The organism is Martelella alba (assembly GCF_005217455.1).
GTDB lineage: Bacteria > Pseudomonadota > Gammaproteobacteria > Enterobacterales > Enterobacteriaceae > Acerihabitans.
In genome coordinates this window covers 38569-58628 of record NZ_SZPQ01000022.1, presented here as the reverse complement: position 1 = coordinate 58628, position 20060 = coordinate 38569, and the positions used below count along the sequence as shown (strand labels likewise).

General features: G+C 57.4%; 14 protein-coding genes and 1 pseudogene. 10 read left to right on the top strand and 5 right to left on the bottom strand.

Going from position 1 to position 20060, the window contains the following annotated elements:
- Positions 1–152: 152 nt before the first annotated feature.
- Both xylB and xylA read right to left on the bottom strand, forming a co-directional pair.
- Positions 153–1607 carry a xylulokinase gene (gene xylB / locus FCN80_RS15495; RefSeq protein ID WP_136991073.1) on the bottom strand — a complete coding sequence of 485 codons (1455 nt, stop codon included), beginning with the start codon at positions 1605–1607 and terminating at the stop codon, positions 153–155.
- Positions 1608–1676: 69 nt separating this feature from the next.
- Positions 1677–2997 (bottom strand): annotated as a pseudogene (xylA, locus tag FCN80_RS15490) (xylose isomerase).
- A gap of 771 nt (positions 2998–3768) precedes the next feature.
- Between xylA and xylF the strand changes: the two are divergent.
- The 10 genes from xylF (at position 3769) to FCN80_RS15445 (ending at position 15915) form a co-directional block, all read left to right on the top strand.
- Positions 3769–4764, top strand: a complete 996-nt coding sequence (gene xylF / locus FCN80_RS15485) for a D-xylose ABC transporter substrate-binding protein (protein WP_136991072.1) — start codon at positions 3769–3771, stop codon at positions 4762–4764.
- Between the two features lie 83 nt (positions 4765–4847).
- Positions 4848–6392, top strand: coding sequence for a xylose ABC transporter ATP-binding protein (locus FCN80_RS15480; RefSeq protein WP_136991071.1), 1545 nt, complete (start codon positions 4848–4850; stop codon positions 6390–6392).
- A complete protein-coding gene (locus tag FCN80_RS15475; protein WP_136991103.1) occupies positions 6379–7551 on the top strand; it encodes a sugar ABC transporter permease in 1173 nt (390 codons plus the stop codon). Before FCN80_RS15480 ends, FCN80_RS15475 begins: the two co-directional genes overlap by 14 nt.
- Before the next feature lie 309 nt (positions 7552–7860).
- Positions 7861–8052 carry a darobactin family peptide antibiotic gene (gene darA / locus FCN80_RS15470; RefSeq protein WP_136991070.1) on the top strand — a complete coding sequence of 64 codons (192 nt, stop codon included), beginning with the start codon at positions 7861–7863 and terminating at the stop codon, positions 8050–8052.
- 164 nt (positions 8053–8216) lie between these two features.
- A complete protein-coding gene (gene darB / locus FCN80_RS26475; RefSeq protein ID WP_170975413.1) occupies positions 8217–10601 on the top strand; it encodes a darobactin export ABC transporter permease subunit in 2385 nt (794 codons plus the stop codon).
- The gene (gene darC, locus FCN80_RS15465) at positions 10601–11860 is read left to right on the top strand and encodes a darobactin export ABC transporter periplasmic adaptor subunit (protein WP_170975412.1); all 1260 of its coding nucleotides are present in this window, start codon (positions 10601–10603) and stop codon (positions 11858–11860) included. The genes darB and darC overlap by 1 nt, the downstream gene beginning before the upstream one ends.
- Position 11861: 1 nt before the next feature.
- Positions 11862–12527, top strand: coding sequence for a darobactin export ABC transporter ATP-binding protein (gene darD / locus FCN80_RS15460; RefSeq protein WP_136991102.1), 666 nt, complete (start codon positions 11862–11864; stop codon positions 12525–12527).
- 16 nt (positions 12528–12543) lie between these two features.
- Positions 12544–13869 (top strand): darobactin maturation radical SAM/SPASM protein DarE, encoded by a 1326-nt coding sequence (gene darE / locus FCN80_RS15455; protein ID WP_136991068.1) that lies wholly within the window; start codon positions 12544–12546, stop codon positions 13867–13869.
- Between the two features lie 113 nt (positions 13870–13982).
- Positions 13983–15074, top strand: a complete 1092-nt coding sequence (gene ada / locus FCN80_RS15450) for a bifunctional DNA-binding transcriptional regulator/O6-methylguanine-DNA methyltransferase Ada (protein WP_136991101.1) — start codon at positions 13983–13985, stop codon at positions 15072–15074.
- A gap of 52 nt (positions 15075–15126) precedes the next feature.
- Positions 15127–15915, top strand: a complete 789-nt coding sequence (locus FCN80_RS15445) for a hypothetical protein (protein ID WP_136991067.1) — start codon at positions 15127–15129, stop codon at positions 15913–15915.
- A 98-nt stretch (positions 15916–16013) separates the two neighbouring features.
- Here the strand turns inward: FCN80_RS15445 and FCN80_RS15440 are convergent, their stop codons facing one another.
- The 3 genes from FCN80_RS15440 to FCN80_RS15430 are packed head-to-tail and all read right to left on the bottom strand — an operon-like array spanning position 16014 to position 19957.
- On the bottom strand, positions 16014–16874 hold the full coding sequence (locus tag FCN80_RS15440; RefSeq protein WP_136991066.1) for a DmsC/YnfH family molybdoenzyme membrane anchor subunit: 861 nt from the start codon (positions 16872–16874) through the stop codon (positions 16014–16016).
- Position 16875: 1 nt separating this feature from the next.
- Positions 16876–17493: a DMSO/selenate family reductase complex B subunit gene (locus FCN80_RS15435; protein WP_136991065.1), complete on the bottom strand. Its 618-nt coding sequence runs from the start codon at positions 17491–17493 to the stop codon at positions 16876–16878.
- 10 nt (positions 17494–17503) lie between these two features.
- Positions 17504–19957 (bottom strand): DmsA/YnfE/YnfF family dimethyl sulfoxide reductase, encoded by a 2454-nt coding sequence (locus FCN80_RS15430; RefSeq protein ID WP_136991064.1) that lies wholly within the window; start codon positions 19955–19957, stop codon positions 17504–17506.
- Positions 19958–20060: the final 103 nt, after the last annotated feature.

Here is a 20060-nt window from a genome sequence, read left to right as displayed (position 1 = left end):
GCAATCATCCGGTAGCCAGCATATACCCTGGGACCAGCGGAAAGAATTGACTTGGTGTGCGCTGGCTAGCAATTCCATTAGAAAATCCAATGAAAAAACCGGACCATGGCGATGACGCCCAGGTCCGGTCCGTTAGCGTGTGGATTACCGGATTATCCCGTTAAATCCGCCAGTTGCCGATAGAGTCGCTGAAATACTTGCCGTCGTTCGCCATAGGCCTCATGGCGTTTATCATCGGGGGTGTAGCGGGCTTCCAATGGCAACGGGGGCATTAATTCCGACCAGGAGACATCGGGGTGGCAAGCGATCTGCGCCAGTCTGGCCGCGCCGAGCGCCGGCCCGACGTCGCCGCCGGTGCGGTAATCAAGCGCCTGCCCGCTGACATCGGCCAAAAGCTGCCGCCAGTAGGCGCTGCGGGCGCCGCCGCCGATAAGGGTAATACTGTCCGGTCGCAGGCCGGTGTCGTGCAGCGCGTCCATGCCGTCCGCCAGGCCGAAACTGACCCCTTCCACTACCGCACGCGCCAGCTCCGCCGGACCGTGTTCATGGGTAAGCCCCCAGAAGGCGCCGGTGGCGTTGGGATTGTTGTGCGGCGTCCGCTCGCCGGACAAATAGGGGAGAAAATAGACCGGCGGCGTGTCCTGGCGGCCGTGGGCGGCGGCTTCCAGCAATGCCGGCACATCGCCCAGTCCGGTGGCCCTCGCTGCCCAATCCAGGCAGGAGGCGGCGCTGAGCATAACCGACATCAAATGCCAGGTGTCCGGCAGCGCGTGACAGAAGCTGTGTACGGCCTTTTCCGGATTACTGAGAAAACCATCGCTCACGGCGAAATACACGCCCGAGGTGCCCAGGGACAACATGGCCTGTCCGCGGCGATACAATCCGACCCCGATGGCGCCGGCGGCGTTATCGCCGCCGCCGGCCGCCACCGGTACCCGCGACAGCCCCCAGCGGGAGGCCAGCGCCGCGGTCAGCACGCCGGTGAATTGATTGCCCTCGAACAACGCCGGCATGTGAGCCCGGGTCAGACGGCAGGCGGCCAGTAACTCGTCGCTCCAATCGCGCCGTTCAACATCCAGCCATAACGTACCCGCCGCATCGGACATATCACTGGCGAAATCGCCGGTCATACGCCAGCGTAAATAGTCTTTCGGCAGCAACACCTTGGCGACCTGATCGAAAATGCGCGGTTCGTGTTCGGCAACCCAACGCAATTTCGGCGCGGTAAAGCCGGGCATCATCACATTGCCGGTGATTTGCCGGGAACGGAGCACATCGGCTTCAAGGGTCCGGCATTGGGCAAAGCTGCGCCCATCGTTCCAGAGAATGGCGGGGCGCAGTACCTGGTGCCGTGCATCAAGCAAGGTCGCGCCGTGCATCTGCCCGGTCAATCCCAGCGCGCGCGTTTCGCCGAGAGGGTGTTGGGCGCCCAGTGCCAACATGGCCCGATCGGCGGCTTGCCACCACTGTTGCGGATCCTGCTCCGACCACAGCGCATGCGGGCGGGAAACCGCCAGGCGCTCCGTATGGCTGGCCAGGATATGCTGCCGCTCGTCGGTCAAGATGGCTTTGACGCCCGACGTGCCTAAATCGATCCCGATATACATAAGGTATCCCTTATCAGATGGGATGGCGGGGATTCGCCGGGGCGGAAAACGATCCCCCCGCCCCCGGGTTTAACCGTATATGATCTGGTTGACGATATTTTCCAGCCATTCTTGCTGACCACTGCGATGGGTCGGCGCCAGCGCGTGCTGTTCGGCATATTTCGCCAAATCGGCCAAAGACAGATTGCCTTGCAACACCCTCTGCCCCAAATCGCCGTTCCAGCCGGCATAGCGGGCCTTGACCATTTGATCGAGCCGGCCGTCTTCCAGCAATTTGGCCGCCACTTTCAACGCCAGCGCCATGGTGTCCATACCGCCGATATGGCCGTGGAACAAATCATATTTGTCGGTGCTCTGCCGGCGAACCTTGGCATCGAAGTTTAATCCCCCGGTGGTGAAACCGCCGGCTTTTAAAATCTCGTACATCACCAGGGCGTTCTCTTCAACGCTATTGGGAAACTGATCGGTATCCCAGCCCGATTGCGCGTCGCCGCGGTTGGCGTCCACCGACCCGAAAATACCCAGCGCGATAGCGGTGGCGATTTCATGATGGAACGTATGGCCGGCCAGAGTGGCGTGGTTGGCCTCCACATTGACTCGGATCTCTTTCTCCAATCCGAACTGTTTAAGGAAACCATAAACCGTGGCGACATCATAGTCATACTGGCGTTTGGTGGGCTCCTGCGGCTTGGGTTCGATAAGCAGCGCGCCCTGGAAACCGATTTTATGTTTGTGTTCCACGACCATTTGCATAAAGCGGCCGATTTGCTCCCGTTCCTGACGCAAATCGGTATTGAGCAGTGTTTCGTAGCCTTCCCGTCCGCCCCACAGCACATAATTCTCGCCGCCCAAAGCCTGGGTGGCGGCCATGGCGCTATTGACCTGGGTGGCCGCCCAGGCAAACACCTCAGGATCGGGATTGGTGGCGGCGCCGGCGCCATAACGGGGATGGCTGAAACAATTGGCGGTGCCCCAGCAGTCTAATGCCGGTTTGCTGCTGATGGTGCGCCAGTACGTCCCGCATGGCGGCCATATGGTTGAGATAGTCTTTCACCGAATGGCTTTCCGGAATGACATCGGTATCGTGGAAACAGTAGAACGGGGCGCCGAGTTTGCTGAAAAATTCGAAAGCCACCTCGGCCTTGAGTTTCGCCTGGCCCAGCGCGTCGCCCGGTTGCTGCCAGGGGCGATCGAAGGCGCCGACGCCGAACATATCGATGCCGGGCCAACAGAAGGTATGCCAATAACAGACGGCAAAGCGCAAATGATCCTCCATGCGCTTGCCGAGAATGATTTCATCCGGATTATAATAACGGAAAGCCAGAGGATGGGTGCTTTTCGCCCCTGCAAAACGGATTTTTTCAACTTGATCAAAATAATGAGACATTATAATTGCTCCTAAGAATACGGGTCCGTTCCGAAGCGGACGGTAATAGACTTGGCGCCTGTTATTTACCGACGATTAGGCGATTAAAATCATTATCTCGTCATACTTCAAGCCGCAGGCGTGTCGGTTTCCCCGCGCATCCCGTCACATGCTGATGCGAACCGGGGGAATGATGGTAAACGTCCGTCTCCCGCCTCACGCCCGCCGTTGACGGTTCGCATTCATTCCTGACGAGGGCGTCACCCACGGGCCGCCGTGATGCGACTTGAAATATTGAGAGTATAAGATTCTGTTAATAAGAACCCGGGACAAGCAATTACGTTATTTCACATATGGATTCATTAAATTATTAATTGTGCGTCTGATCACAGGGTTTACGGCGCGAAAACCATCATCGCCAAGTGAATGTCAAAAAATAAAGAGCGCGCCCGCTTTGTGACGGGGAAAATAAGCTATAGCTCACAGAAAGCACATTTCAGTTAAATATCGTAATGCTATTGTGAAAATTTGCAATTGCTCGTGACATTTTTCCACTCTATACCCTAAATGATTCGAGTTGTATCGCGGCGACCCGTGGGCGACGCCCTCGCCGGGAACGAATATGGGCCACCGTCGGCTAACGATGAAGCGGTGTGATGAATAACGGCCGTGTTAATTGCCGCGGCCATGGCCTGAATTCGTCGCCGTTCTTTCGAAACGGTCTGATTCTTATCCTATAAACATCAGCCTCAGATGCTGAAGGTGTTCTAATAAGAGCAACATAAGGAATGAAAGATGAAACTGAAAACCCTCCTGCTAACCGCTTGCGCGGCACTGGTGTTAACCTCCCTGCCGGGCTTCGCCAAACCCATTAAAATCGGGATGGCGGTGGATGACTTGCGGCTGGAACGCTGGCAAAAAGACCGCGATATTTTTGTTGATAAAGCCAAATCCCTGGGCGCCGAAGTGTTTGTCCAATCCTCCAACGGCAATGAACAAACACAGATGTCACAAATTGAGAATATGATAGACCGGGGAGTCAATGTTCTGGTAATAATTCCCTACAACGGCAATGTGTTGAGTAATGTTATCGCCGAGGCAAAACAGGCGGGCATAAAAGTGCTGGCCTACGATCGGATGATTAATAATGCCAACGTCGATTTCTATATTTCATTCGATAATGAAAAAGTCGGCGAGTTGCAGGCGCAAAGTATCGTCAAGCGCGTGCCTGAGGGGCGCTATTTCCTGATGGGCGGCTCTCCGGTGGACAGTAATGCCAAACTGTTCCGCGCCGGGCAAATGAAAGTGCTGCAACCGTTGATTGACAGTGGCAAAATTAAAATTGTCGGCGATCAGTGGGTCGATGGCTGGCTACCGGAGAATGCGTTGAAAATCATGGAAAACGCGCTGACCGCCAACAACAATAAAATCGACGCGGTAGTGGCGTCCAACGACGCCACCGCCGGCGGCGCCATCCAGGCGCTGGCGGCGCAGGGCTTGGCCGGCAAAGTGGCCATTTCCGGCCAGGACGCCGATCTGGCCGGCATCAAGCGGATCATGCAGGGAACCCAGACCATGACGGTCTATAAGCCCATCAAACAGGAAGCCACCGACGCCGCCCTCATCGCGGTCGAACTGGCCAAGGGCGAAAAACCGAAATCCAACGCCACGCTCAACAATGGTTTGCGGGATGTTCCGTCTTATCTGCTCACCCCTATTTCGGTGGACAAATCCAATATTGACAGCACCGTCATCGCCGACGGTTTCCATAAAAAGTCCGAACTGAACTGATCCGCCGTTGCGCCGAGGATGGTTTGTGACGTGAACCCTCCGCGCCGCCGCATAAGGCGGCGCGGTTGCAAAGGTGAATAACTATGGCGACTACTCTTCTGGAAATGCGAAATATCACCAAACAGTTCGGGCAGGTGAAGGCGGTCGATAACGTCTCGCTTAGCATCGAGCCGGGACAGGTGTTGTCGCTGTGCGGAGAAAACGGCTCGGGAAAGTCGACCCTGATGAAGGTTTTGTCGGCGGTTTACCCCTATGGCACCTTCGAGGGGGACATTCAGTTCAACGGCGAGCCGCTGGTGGCGCACAGCGTGCGGGATACCGAGCGGCGCGGCATTGCCATTATCCACCAGGAACTGGCGCTGGTGAAACACATGACGGTGCTGGAAAACATCTTTCTGGGCGCTGAATGGGCCAAATACGGCGTCATGGATTACGACGCCATGTATCTGCGCTGCCAGCGTATGCTGGCGCAGGTGAAGCTGGAAATCGATCCGAACACCCGGGTCGGCGACCTGGGGCTGGGTCAGCAGCAGTTGGTGGAAATCGCCAAGGCCCTGAATAAGCAGGTACGCCTGCTGATTCTCGACGAACCCACCGCGTCGTTGACCGAAAATGAAACCGCAATATTGCTGAATATCGTCAATGATTTGCGCAATCACGATATCGCCTGCATTTACATCTCCCATAAGCTCAGCGAAGTCAAAGCCATCTCCGATATGATCTGCGTAATCCGCGATGGAAAGCATATCGCCACACGCGCCGCTCAGGGCCTCAGCGAGGGCGACTTGATCGCTATGATGGTGGGACGTGAGCTGACCGAGCTTTATCCGCGCGATCCGCATACCGTCGGCGAGGTGATCCTGCAGGTGGAGGGGGTAACGGCCTGGCATCCGGTCAACCAGCATATCCGTCGGGTCAGCGACGCCTCATTCAATCTGCATAAAGGCGAAATTCTCGGCGTCGCCGGGCTGGTGGGATCGGGACGCACCGAGCTGGCGCAGTGCCTGTTCGGCAGTTATCCCGGCCGCTGGGACGGTCGTATCGCGTTGTCAGGCCGGCCGGTTCGCTTCGCCAATTGCCGTCAGGCGTTGGCGGCGGGCATGGTGATGGTCCCGGAGGATCGCAAAAAAGACGGCATCGTCCCGATCATGGGCGTGGGCGCCAATATTACCCTGGCGGCGCTGGCTCAATTTACCGGGACGCTGGGTGTCCTTGATGAAGCCGAAGAGCAGGCGGCCGTTCGCGACGCCATCGACCGGCTCAAAGTGAAAACCAGTTCGCCGGAGCTGGCCATAGGCCGGCTGAGCGGCGGGAATCAGCAGAAAGCCATTTTGGCCAAATGCCTGCTGCTTAAACCGAAAATCCTGATCCTGGATGAACCGACGCGCGGTATCGATATCGGCGCCAAGCAGGAAATTTATCGCCTGATAAACCAATTGGCCCGGCAAGGGATCGCCATCATCGTGATTTCGTCGGAACTGCCCGAGGTCCTGGGTATCAGCGATCGGATACTGGCCATGCACCAAGGGGCGATTAAAGCCGATTTAATCAACCGCAATCTGACCCAAGAGCAGGTAATGGAAGCGGCGCTGAGGAGCGACTCCCATGTTGAAAATGACACAAACTAGCCGTTCGTCCGCCGGCAATGCCGCCGCGGGCATCGGTAAAAGCAAACCAGTAAACTTGCAGGTTTTCGTCATGCTGGCCGCGATAGTGGTCATCATGCTGTTCTTTACCTTTACCACCGAAGGGGCCTATATCAGTCCCCGCAACATTTCCAATTTGTTGCGGCAAACATCCATCACCGGCATTCTGGCGGTGGGCATGGTATTTGTGATTGTTGCGGCGGAAATCGATCTGTCGGTGGGATCGCTGATGGGGCTGCTGGGCGGCGTGGCGGCGATCCTTGATGTCTGGTTTAAATGGCCGCTGGCGCTGACCATAACGGCGACGCTGGTGCTGGGGTTGCTGCTCGGCGCCTGGAGCGGTTGGTGGGTGGCCTATCGGCGCGTCCCCTCGTTTATTGTTACGCTGTCGGGCATGCTGGCTTTTCGGGGGATCCTGATCGGTATCACCAATGGCACCACCGTGGCGCCCACCTCGGCGGCCATGTCGCAGATAGGCCAGAGTTATTTGCCGGACGGCGCGGGGATGGGCATCGGCGTCATCGCCCTGGCGTTATTTATTTTCATGCAATGGCGCCGGCGCGGTAAACGGCAACGCATGGGGCTGTCCGTGCCCGGCCTGAGCGCGGATTTCCTTCGGCAGGTCATTACCGTGGCGCTGGTGCTGGGGGCGGTATATCTGCTCAATGATTATCAAGGGGTCCCCACGCCGGTATTGATCCTGGTGGCATTGATGTTGGCGGGGCTGTTTCTGGCGTCGCGCACCGCCTTCGGACGCCGGGTCTACGCTATCGGCGGCAACATCGATGCCGCCCGTTTGTCCGGCGTCAACGTTGAACGGACCAAGATGGCGGTATTCGCCATTAACGGACTGATGGTGGCCGTTGCCGGCCTCATCCTCAGCTCGCGTCTGGGGGCCGGATCGCCCTCGGCCGGCAATATCGCCGAGCTGGACGCCATCGCGGCCTGCGTCATTGGCGGCACCAGCCTGGCCGGCGGCGTCGGCAGCGTGGCCGGCGCGGTGATGGGCGCCTTTATCATGGCATCCCTCGATAACGGCATGAGTATGCTGGATGTGTCGACGTTTTGGCAATATATCGTCAAAGGCGCGATTTTACTGCTGGCGGTGTGGATGGATACCGCCACCAAAAAACGGGTCTAGTCCGTTGCCGGTCCGCGGCCGAAAGAACGCGGGCCGGATACTCGCGCGCCGCCGCGACGCGACGCGAAATAGTATTGTCTAAACTCTAAATACGTCGAGTCGCATCGCGGCGGCAAGTGAGCGAGCGCAGCCAACAAACGGGCAATTTGAAGGTTGACGAGTATAAACAAACCCTCAATGATTTGGATAAAAGAATAATAGGCATTGACGATTCTGAAAGCAGATATTTTAATCAATTGGTACGGCGTGTCGCGATTGCTTCAGCTTCGCCGTATTTCACGGAGATAAAATAACGTCATGGAGGCTTCAATGCAGATATCATCCAATCAGACCTGCGCATCGGTTTCCCGGCTTCGGGCGCAACTCGCCAATCTTGTGCAATCATTTGAAGAATATGATTTAACGATCGACAAGGAGAGTATTGCCGCGATCAAACAACTGCAAGAAAACCCTCAGGCACTGGGATGGAACTGGTCGAAAGCCTTCGGCGGCGATAATTGATCAGTTTTCACCGGCGTAAGTCCCGGAAGGCCACCTGAAAAACCTTTTATTATTACTCTGAATACTTCACGTTGCATCGTGGTCAAAAAGACGCGGCGTGAAGTATAGCAAGTATCAACTCCTTCTCGGAAATGATCATCACCGGATATCGGGATAATTCGCCGATGCTGCTTAATGAATTTTGCCATGACATAAAATTGAATCCCATGGCGATGATACTTGGGATCATTATTAGCGCTATCGGTTTAGCCACGACGTTTTTGTCGTTAATATTATTCATTGCAGACTATAATACTGATCGCTATTATCCCGATCATCGCCATCTTTATCGACTGGAATCGCAATTCCGGTTGCCCAATGGCGAGCGCGTCCGGTCGGCTATGGCGCCCCTGCCTTTAGTGACCGCGCTGCAAAACGAACCGGGCATCGACAATGTCGATTATGCCTTCCGGCTGTCGGTCGCCGTGCGCAGCGAAGGGCGGGTGGCGTCGGGCGCGGAGATTTACGCGGTCAGTCCGGGTTTTCTCCGGCATATCAATCCCTACCGGCAGTCCCTTGCTCCGCTTGCGGCAAATGAAATCTACATCACGCCGGAGTTCAACCGCCAGTATCTCGGCCTGTCATCGCCGCAAGGCAAAACGCTTGATTTAGGCGCCCACGGGCGCTATGTCATCAAGGCCGTGGTCGCCCCCCGCGACGACAGCAGCCTGAGTCTGCCGGCGGTGATCGCGTTTTCGCCCTGGCTGGTGGAGGGCTATAACGATAAACGGAACGATTGGTACGATACCCATGTGCTGGCCTTCGCGCATACGGCGGCGGGTAAAACCCTTGATAACCGCCTGCTGGACCGGCTGGTGGAGCGCTACGCCCCGCAACTGCCGGGGGCGCCCTTCACGCCGGGGGAATTCTTGCATTTCAGCGCCAGAGATGTCCGGGATATGCATTATGACGGCGGCTATCCCGATGAACCGGCCAGGGTGATTTCCCGGCCGCTGCTCCATACCCTCTACGGCGCGGCGCTTTTCGTGCTGCTGACCGTCGCGGTGAATTTCATGAGCATCAATAACATCGTCAATGCCGCGAAACGGCCCAGCCTGCATATCAAACGCTGCGTCGGCGCGTCCGACGGGCAGATACGCGCCGAATACCGGGCCATCATGCTGCCCCAATTCCTGTGTATCGCCGCCCTGGCCGCCGTCATTCTGGGCGTTGGCGCGATGGCGTCCGGACAGGTGGCCGCCATGCTGCATCCGTTTTCCTTCTGGCGGCGATTGGCGGTGTTTCTGCTGGCGGCGGCCATGATCGGTCTTATTATCGGTTTCTGCCAGTGGGCGTATCTGCGCTTTTTCGTGTTTTCAGCCAGGAACGAGCGGGGCGATCGCCGCTATGAGACCGCCGCCTCATTTTATCTCAATAAACTCTCGCTCACCCTGCAATTGCTGGCTTGCGGCGTCATGGTTTACCTTTGGGCGGGGGTCATGGTGCAAAACCATTATCTGCTGGACGCCGATTTCGGCTATGAGCGGAAAAACCTGCTGACTTTCGTGGTCAACGAACAACTTCAATCTCCGGCAACGCTGCGCGGATTGCAAAACCGGCTAAAGGAGCGCGCCGGCACGTCCGATTTCGCGCTAAGCAGTTGGCGGCCGTTCGACATGTCGCGCACGGTGCTGACGGTGCAACATGCCAGGCAACAGGCGCAAGACCAATTCGTGTCGATTAACGCGTTCTCCGCCGATCGCTATTTTGCGCAAGTGTGGGGGCTGGATACGCTGGCCGGCGCGGAAAACGCCCTATTGGAAAGCCAGGACCCGTCCATCTGCCATGTCATCGTCACCCGGGCCTTTCTTGGCCTGATGGGGTTATCGTCTTATGACGAAGTGCTGAATACGCCGTTTTATATCGACCTGGACGGCATGAAAAAGTCCCTGCGGGTATTGCGGGTCGTGGATAATTTCTACCTGGGCGAACGTAGCCGGATCCCGCAGCCGCTGATGGTTTTTATCAACGACAATCCGGAGAAATACGGCGCGGTGAGATACCCCTCCACCCGTCAAAGAGCCCAGATAACGGCGGTGCTTAACGAATACGGCGTTTCTGACGGGCAGATACGCTCCGTGGACGAGCTTCATCGGGCCCATTACCGGAACAGTTTGTTGATCCTTGCCATTATCAGGCTGGTGGCGGGGCTCTCCCTGTTATTGATGCTGTCGAGCGCCGTGATTATCGGTATCTCCGAAGCGGGTCGGTTGAACAGAACCCTGAAAATCATGGAAGCGGTCGGGGGTTCGGTTTATACCAGCGTGGCGTTTTTCTTGCGGCAAAATATGCCGCCGCTGCTGGTTTCCGCCGCCGCCGCCTTTGTATGCGGCCTGTGGCTGTTACATCGCTGGCTTGGCCAATACGATGCGGTGACCGGCCTGACCTATACCTATGCGCTGGCCGCCCTGTTGCTATTGGTGCTGGCCGTCGCCGCGGTGATGACCTTGTCATTACTGATAGGCGGGGGCCGGTATGGTTCGGGACGCCGCCGGCCGGAGATGGCGTAATGGATGTCAAACTGGAGAAAAAAACGCCCTCTGTGCATTTGCGCGCCAAATGGCTGGCCTGGGGCGCGCTGGCGGTGTTTCTGGCGTTGTGCGTCATGTTATACAGGCTGGCGGTCGCCGATGATTTTCTTCGGGTTCCGGCGGCGAGCGCCAAATTCCACACCGTCAAGCGGGGCCCGCATACCGACACGCTGGTCACCCGCGCGGTTGCCATACCCAGCGAAAGCGTTATCGTTTCTTCCGAGCGCGGCGGCAAGGTCACGGAAATTCTCAAGGCGCCGTCGGATTATGTTACCCAGGGCGAGGTGATCGCCCGATTGTCCAACTATGACTTCGTTTTGCAGGTCACCTCGCGCATCGCCGACGCCACCGAACAAATCAACAACCTGCGCAATATGCGGATGCTACTGGAAAAGAACAGCCGCGACACCAAGGTCGAGCTGGAAAAATCCGGCTACAACCTGCTGAAAACCAAGAGGGAAATTCACCGTAACAAGAAGCTTTATGAAAAATCCATTATCGAGAAGGCCGTCTATGAAGATCGATTGGACGAACTGGCCTATTGGCAACGGACCTGCGCCATCCTGTCGGAACATAATGCGCAACAGGAGAGTATCCTGCCGCATCAGTACCATGAAATCGACGAATCCATCAAGCGTCTCGGCAACCTGGTTAATCTGATCAAAGGCGGCCTGGAGCAACTGACCATCGTTTCCCCCATAGAAGGCACGCTCACGGCCCTGGATATCAAAATAGGCCAGCAAATCAAACCCGGCGAAAAGATAACCATTGTCGACAACCTGCATTCCTATTACTTCGAAGCCGCCTTCAGCGAGTATTACCTGGACAAAATTCAACCCAAAGTGAGCGTCATGGCCGAAGCGGGCGGCGTCAGGATCCCGCTTATCATCGAATCGGTCTCGCCCGTGGTGGACAACGGTAAATTCAAAGCCAGGCTACGAATGAGCGAACCCCGGCAAATCGCCCTGAAACGCGGCCAGTCCATTGATTTGCACGTTTCCCTGGGGACATCGCGACATGCGCTGCTGGCGCCATCGGAAGCGATATTCTTCCAGGACGGCCAGGCCAAAGTGTACATCTACGATGCAAAATCCCGCCGGGCGCTGAAATCGCCGGTGAAAATCAAGCGGCAAGGGGCGCAGGAAACAGAAATCGTCGGCGGGCTGACCGAGGGGCAGCAAGTGGTCACTTTCGCTGACAATGACTATGAAAAATCCAACATTATCGAGTTCGATTGACATGATAAAACTGGAACATGCCGCAAAATGCTATCTCACCAAAACCATCAAAACGCTGGCGCTAAACGACATCAACCTGGCGGTTGGCGCCGGGGAATTCTTGTCGGTCATGGGGCCTTCCGGCTCGGGTAAATCCACCCTGCTCAATGTCCTGGGCTTGTTCGAAAAGCTGGACGAGGGCCAGTTCACCCTGGATGGCATCGCCGTCCAGCCACTGCGCTACTCTCAGAAGATTGCGCTGCGGCGCCGGCTGGTGGGATATATATTCCAATCATTCAACTTGATATCGCATATGACGGTAACGGAAAACGTGGCGTTGCCGCTGATTTATCGCAATGTGCCGAAAGCGGAGCGCAAGGCGCGGGTCGCCAGGACCCTGGATACGTTCGGTATCGCCGGGCGGGCCGAACACTATCCGGCGCAGTTGTCCGGCGGTCAGCAACAGCGGGTGGCCATTGCCCGGGCGATGGTCTCGCGGCCGGCATTGATTCTGGCCGATGAACCCACCGGCAACCTCGATAGCAAAAATAGCCGGGAGGTGCTGGAGCAACTCAAACAGATTAACAGCCAGGGGACGACGGTGGTCATGGTGACACACTCCCAGGAGGCATCGAGCTATGCCGGCCGGGTTCTGACCATGAGGGACGGTCGCCTCGACGGAAATTAACACAGGAAGGTAGCGAATGAATGGACTCATACCCGTGACGCAAATAGCGGATGACGGTTTTGATCATCTCGAACCGCAGGATTTCCGCCAGCTCGCCCAACAAGACTACGGGCAAATCAGCGCTTATCTCATCGGCTGCATCCCGGCGGAAAAAATCCTCTCACCGGATGAGTTGCGGCGATATCACGAGGCGCGAGAGCGGGATATTACCGCGCGGTCCGTCAACGCGGGCAAGCTTATCGTGGTGCTCAAGGCCACCCGGCATTGCAATTTGCGCTGTACTTATTGCCACTCCTGGGCGGAAGGCCCCAACCAGGTATTGACATTCCGTACCCTGGCGCACGCCGTTCGGCGAATCCTGGCCATCCCCAATATCCGCCGTTTCGAATTTGTCTGGCATGGCGGCGAAGTCACGCTGCTCAAGCCGGCTTTTTTCAAAAAACTCATCTGGCTACAGCAGAAATTTAAGCGGTCGGATCAGATTATTACCAACGCCATGCAGTCCAACGCAGTCAATATCTCCGACGAATGGCTGATCTTCCTTAAAGGCATTGGCATGCCAGTGGGCATCAGCCTTGACGGTGTGCCGCATATTCATGACCGGCGGCGGGTCGATTACCGGGGAAGGGGGACGTCGGAACGGGTGGCGCGCGGCATACGGCGCTTGCGTCGCTATGATATCCCTTACGGCGCGCTGATTGTCGTGGATAGCGAGGTCTATGCGACGGATTTGCGGGAAATGTTCGACTACTTCTGCGCCATTGACTTGACCGATATTGAGTTTCTCAACATTGTTCCTGACAACCGGATCCCCGCCGGCGGCGAGGTTGGCGCGGGTTATATCAGCTATGCCGACTACATCGGCTTTTTATCCAAGGCGTTTGTCCTGTGGTGGGGGGAATATCGTGGTCGGCTGCGAATCCGGCTGTTCAGCGACTTTATCCGCGCCCTCGGCGACCCCGCCACCCCGCCTTCCGCCTGTTACTGGGCTGGTAATTGCTCCCAGGAGGTGATAACCCTGGAGCCCAACGGTTATGTTTCCCCTTGCGACAAATATGTGGGCGATAGCGGCAGCCTGTACGGATCGCTATTGGAGACGGATTTATCCACCTTGCTCGCGCGTTCGGGCCACAACCGGATGGCGCTGGAGGAAGAACGGCGGGCGATGGAGAAAATGCGAGATTGTCGCTGGTTTTCCATTTGTCACGGCGGTTGCCCTCATGATCGGGTTATTAATCGTCGACATGTGCCCGGTTATGATGACCGCTGTTGCGGGACGGGCCGGCTGCTCGCCACCATTGAACGGTGTCTCGACGGCGCCGCGCCGCCGCAGGCCGGATGATGTCCGCGAATTAAAAAGCAAGGTTCGGCCTATTCCAACGTTTCGCGTCATGCCACCCTGAACGCCTGCCTGGCCGAATGCCGGCCATGGCGATATGCTAAGGAGGACCGATGATGCGAAACGTTGAAACCGTTCCTATGACAAGCCCGATAACAGACCCGCGCTGGCAGGCAATAGCCAACCGCGACAAGGCGGCCGACGGCCAATTTGTGTATGGCGTGAAAACCACCGGCGTCTATTGCGCGCCGTCTTGTCCTTCACGTCGGCCGCGGCCGGAGAATGTCCGGTATTTTCCCGACGCCGCCGCCGCCGAGCAAGCCGGCTTCCGGCCCTGCAAACGCTGCCGCCAAGGGAGGCCGTCGCTGGCCGACGAGCAGGCGGCGAAAATCGCCCTCGCCTGTCGCTACATTGAGCAGGCGGCCCATACGCCTACCCTGGCGGAGATCGCCGGACAAGCCGGACTGAGTCCGTATCATTGCCACCGCCTGTTTAAAAATCTGACCGGTTTGACGCCCCGGCGCTATGCCTCTGCCTGCCGCCACCGGCGCTTGCGACAAGCGTTGGAACATCAGGGGTCGGTGACCGACGCCATTCTCAGCGCCGGCTATCCTTCCGCGGGGCAGGTCTATCACCAGTCCGAAGCGTTGCTCGGTATGACGCCGGGGGCATACCGGGCCGGCGGACGGGACACGGACATCCTGTTCGCGGTCGGCCAGTGCTCGCTGGGGGCCATTCTGGTGGCGCGCAGCGCGCGGGGGATCTGCGCCATTCTGTTGGGGGACGATCCCCAGGCGCTGACGGAAGCGTTACAGGACAAATTTCCCCATGCCCGATTGGCCGGCGATGATCCGGTGTTCAATAACCAGATATCCCAAGTCGTCGGTTTCGTGGATACGCCGCGCCTGGGACTGCATCTGCCATTGGATATCCGCGGCACCGCCTTTCAGCAACGGGTATGGCTGGCGCTGCTCGCCATTCCCCCCGGCGAAACACTGAGCTACCGCGAGGTGGCTCAGCGCATCGGCGCGCCCGAGGCCGTGCGGGCCGTCGCCGGGGCTTGTGCCGCCAACATACTGGCCGTGGCCATACCCTGCCATCGGGTGGTGCGCAGCGATGGCGGGTTATCCGGTTATCGCTGGGGCGTTGAACGAAAACGGCAACTACTTGATAAAGAAAAACATGACGCCGGGTTATCCGGCATTTAATTAGCCCATGTTAAATAAGGCACTTCACGTTCCGACAACCACAAGGTGCCTTATGTTGCCGCTAGACAACAACCCGATTGAAACCAGCCGGACGGGCGGAGGTCGCTCGCCGCCCAAGCTCACCCTTGGCGATATTACGAGTATCGGTTCGAATTACTCCACGGAGAATCAGCTCATCATGGGGAATATAGAAGTCACCGACGGAGCGCTGTACCTGCGGAACACCCGGGTGCTGCGATCAATGGCGAACAAGTATAGCCTGGTAAAATGCTGCAACAGACAAATGAAGTTATCGAATGTCACGGTGGAAGGCGACGTTTGGTCCCTTAATGGCGGCATCAAGATAAAACAGGACTCTGAATTCATCACCAGTCATCGCGCGGACAAAATGATCCGGGATATCCGCAACATCAGGGCGATAAACGGCAATATCGCGCTTATCAATGTGTTGGCCAAAAATGTGCAGTCACATGGGGGGCGGGTGGACCTTCGCCGGGGCAGCCATATCCTCGGTGATGTCTTTGTTGATGACGCATCCCGCTTCTTTATTAAAAACGCCCGTATCGACGGGTTGCTGAAAACATCAGGCAATCAGTTGATTATCGGCGACAATACCTTTATCCGCCGGGTGATCCTGCGTTCCGTCAAGGACGCGTCCCCCCAGCAGGTTGAGCGGGGCGCGATTGCCGAGCCGGAGGAAAAGCAACTGGTGGTTTTGCGCGCCGGCGCGGTATTGCGGGAAATCAATTTCGACGCGCCGCAATGCGTTCTGGTGTTGCATGAAACGGCGCGCTACGAGGGACCCAGGGATATCGAGGGCCTGATGGTGCGGCAAGTCTGAAACGCCGCTTCGCTCGGGAACGGCCCCATACCCTCGTTGAATCCCCGGCCGCCGCTTTACCGGCTTTCCCCGCTCAGGCCACATCGTTGTCCCTGTGCCTAACTGGCGATAGCCATTCCCGCGGTCATATGCAGACCGTAGAAGACCGCTCGGCCGATAAGCTCGCCGCCCAGTACCAGCAACATGCCCAGGGCCAGGCTGGGTACCGGCGGGTTCTTGCCGCGAATCACGGGCAACAGCCAGCAAGCCAGGCCGAGCAAGAGCAAAAACACCCGGCCGGCCATCAGCAGATTGTAATCCGGTATCAGGGCGGCGGCCCGTTGCACGGAACTGTTGATGGACGCCAGATCGGCGGATTGCATGGCGACGGCGGTGATGCTGACCAGCACCGCCACCACGCTCACCCACGGCAAGTAACGCCAGCGATCGCCGCGGATGCCCGCCATTTGCAGCAGCAACGCCCCAAGCAGCGGACCGCCGATAAACATGGTCAGCGCAAAGCCCAACGGGGTGAACACCGTATACCACGTCGGCACCGTATCGATCATATAGACCTGGCCCATTGCGTACAGGAACACCAACCCGGCGACGGCCGTCGCCGCCAGCCAGATCTTATCCAGCGCCGGCGGCATCCGTTTAAGCGCCGCCACCAGCCAATACAGGCCGCCCAGCGCGAAAAACAGCGAACCGCTGGCTATTTCATTGCTTAGCGCCGAATGACCCAGTCGATTGAGCGCGTTCATGGCGCGCAACGGCGACCCAAGATGCATCATGGAAGCGATAAAGCCCAGCCCCATCAATAGCCAAAGGAAAAACATCGCCAGGTTCAGCCGGCGGGCGGTATCCGCCGCCAGACGCCCGAACAGCAGTACCGCGGCGGTCACCAAATAGGCACCGATGACGCACTGGCTAACCACGGTAAACAACATCAGCGGCCATTCCGACCATCCGTTACCCATTTTACACCTCCAGAGGATTGGCCAGATAACCGGTGGTATCCCCGAGGGGCCGGCTTTTGGCATTGGGTTTAATCACCAGGTTGGGCTGTGTGAACATCGGATCGGGCAACGGCGCCACGGCGGCCAAATCGCCGTATTTTTCGCGAAGTTCGGCGATGGGCGCCAAATCCAGCGCCCGCAGAGGGCAGGATTCCACACAGATGGGTTTCTGACCCACCGCGACGCGTTCATGGCAACCATCGCATTTGGTCATATGGCCTTTTTCGGCATTGTATTGCGGCGCGCCGTAAGGGCAGGCCATATGGCAGTAACGGCACCCGATGCAGACATCCTCATCAACGACCACGAAGCCATCTTCCCCTTTGTGCATCGCTCCGCTGGGGCAGACCTTGGTACAGGCGGGATCCTCGCAATGGTTGCAGGATATGGACAAATAATAGGCGAAGACATCTTGATGGAAACCATAACCGTCCTGCTGCCAACTGCCGCCGGCATATTCATAGATCCGGCGAAAACTGACGTCAGGCCCCAAATTTTTGTAATCCTTGCAAGCCAGCTCGCAAGTTTTACAGCCGGTACACCGGCTGGAGTCGATATAAAAACCGTATTGCGTACTCATTGGCTACTCCCTAAACCTTTTCGATCTGGATCAGGTTGGTATGCTGTGGATTGCCTTTAGCCAATGGCGAAGGCCGTTGCGTGGTCAACGTATTGATACAGCCGCCGTGATCGACCTTGTCGCCGGCCATATCCGCCTGATGCCAGGCGCCTTGGCCAATGGCGGTGACGCCGGGGATGATGCGCGGCGTCACTTTGGCTTTAATGCGGAGCTCGCCCCGATCGTTAAATACCCGGACGGTATCGCCGTCGCGGATCTGGCGCGCTTCGGCGTCCAGCGGGTTGATCCAGACTTCCTGCGGACAGGCCGCTTGCAAAACATCCACATTGCCGTAGGTGGAGTGCGTCCGGGCCTTGTAATGAAAACCGTGCAATTGCAGCGGAAAGCGTGAACGCAACGGGCTGTCCCAACCTTCAAACGTGGATGTGTAGATAGGCAGGGGGGTGATTTTCTCGTCCGGTTTTAATTCCCAGGTGGCGGCGATTTTCGCCAGGGCCGAGGAATAAATTTCAATCTTGCCCGACGGTGTCTTCAACGGATGCGCCTGGGGATCGTTGCGAAAGTCTTTATAGGCGACGAAGTGCCCGGCGGGATCGCGGCGTTTGTAGATACCCTGCTGTTTTAATTGGTCGTAGGTCGGCAATGCCGGGTCTTTGTCCAGCATTTTGGCATAGAGATAATGCAGCCATTGCGACTGGGTACGGCCTTCGGTGAATTTCTGTTCCACGTCCGGTCCCAGACGCCTGGCGATGGCGCTGGTGATTTCATAAATGGATCGACGTTCGAATTTGGCCTTGGTGGACGGCTGGCCGAAAATCAGATATCCCATATTGGCGGCATAATCATTAGGGACGATATCTTCCTGTTCGGTCGTCATCAGGTCGGGCAAAAGGATATCGGCGTATTTTGCCGAAGACGTCATAAAGTTCTCGATAACCACAATCATCTCGCAATCTTTCTCGTTGCGGAGAATCTTGTGGGTTCGATTGATGTCCGAGTGCTGATTGATCAGGGTGTTGCCGGCGTAGTTCCAGATAAACTTGATGGGGACGTCCAGCTTATCTTTACCTTTTATGCCGTCTTTCAGCGCCGTCATTTCCCGGCCGCGATAAATGGCGTCGGTCCACAGGAAGACCGGTATCTTGGTTTTTACCGGATTTTCCAGTACCGGCAGGCGCTCAATGGTAATGGTATAGGTCGATTCACGGCAGCCGCTATTGCCGCCGTTGATCCCCACATTGCCGGTGAGGATCGGCAGCATCGCGATGGCGCGCGCCGTTTGTTCGCCGTTGGCCTGGCGCTGCGGCCCCCAGCCTTGGCAGATATAGGCCGGTTTGGTGCCGCCTATCTCGCGGGCCAGTTTGATAATGGTATCGCGGGGAATGCCGGTGATTTTTTCCGCCCAGAAAGGCGTTTTGGCGGTATGGTCGTCGCCCTGGCCCAATATATACGCCTTGTAATGGCCATTGGCCGGCGCGTCGGCGGGCAGGGTTTTTTCATCGTAGCCGATGCAATAGGTGTCCAGGAACGGCTGATCGACCAGATTCTCGGTAATAAGCACCCAGGCGATGGCCGATACCAGCGCCGCGTCGGTGCCGGGACGAATAGGGATCCATTGATCTTCCCGTCCGGCCGCGGTGTCGGTGTAGCGCGGGTCGATAACAATCATCCGGGCGTTGGAACGCAGCCTTGCTTGTTCCAGATGATAAGTAATACCGGCGCCGCTCATACGGGTTTCCGCCGGATTATTACCGAACATCACGACCAATTTGGTATTGATGATATCCGAGGTACTGTTGCCGAGGTTGCTGCCGTAAGTGAACGGCATGGCGGCGGCGATTTCCGACGTGCTGTAGGTGCCGTACTGTTGCAGCGAACCGCCGTAGCAATTCATCAATCGGGTCACCAGCGACGCCGAAGGGGAGGACCGGGTAAAGTTACCGCCGGTGATGCCGGAAGAATAATGTATATAGACCGCTTTGTTACCGTAATCTTTGACAATGCGCTTGAGATTGTTCGTGATGGTATCCAGCGCTTCGTCCCAACTGATACGTTCGAATTTGCCTTCGCCGCGGGCGCCCACGCGTTTCATCGGGTATTTCAACCGATCCGGGTGATTCATGCGGCGGCGTATCGAACGCCCGCGTAGACAGGCGCGCACCTGGTGGTCGCCATAGACGTCATGTCCGGTGTTGTCGGTTTCCACCCAGTAGACTTCCTCATCGCGGACATGCAGGCGCAGCGCGCAGCGGCTGCCGCAGTTGACCGAGCACATGCTCCAGACCAGTTTATCGTCTCGGGGGGCGCCGGCTTGCGGCGGGGTGGCCGCATCGGCCAGGCCGAACGGTAATTCCAGCGCGCTGCCGGCCAGCATCAGTCCGCCGGCGGCCATCCCGCCCTTGACCAGACTGCGCCGGCTGATGCCGGTTTCGCCAACAGCGGTTAAGAGGGTTTTTTCTTTCATCTATCTTTCCTTCCGTTCAGGGGCTTGGGCCTACGCTTGCCACTGTTATCGATTTGAAGCCTTTCCCATCAGGGCAATTTTCTTGTCATTTTGGCCTTGGCAG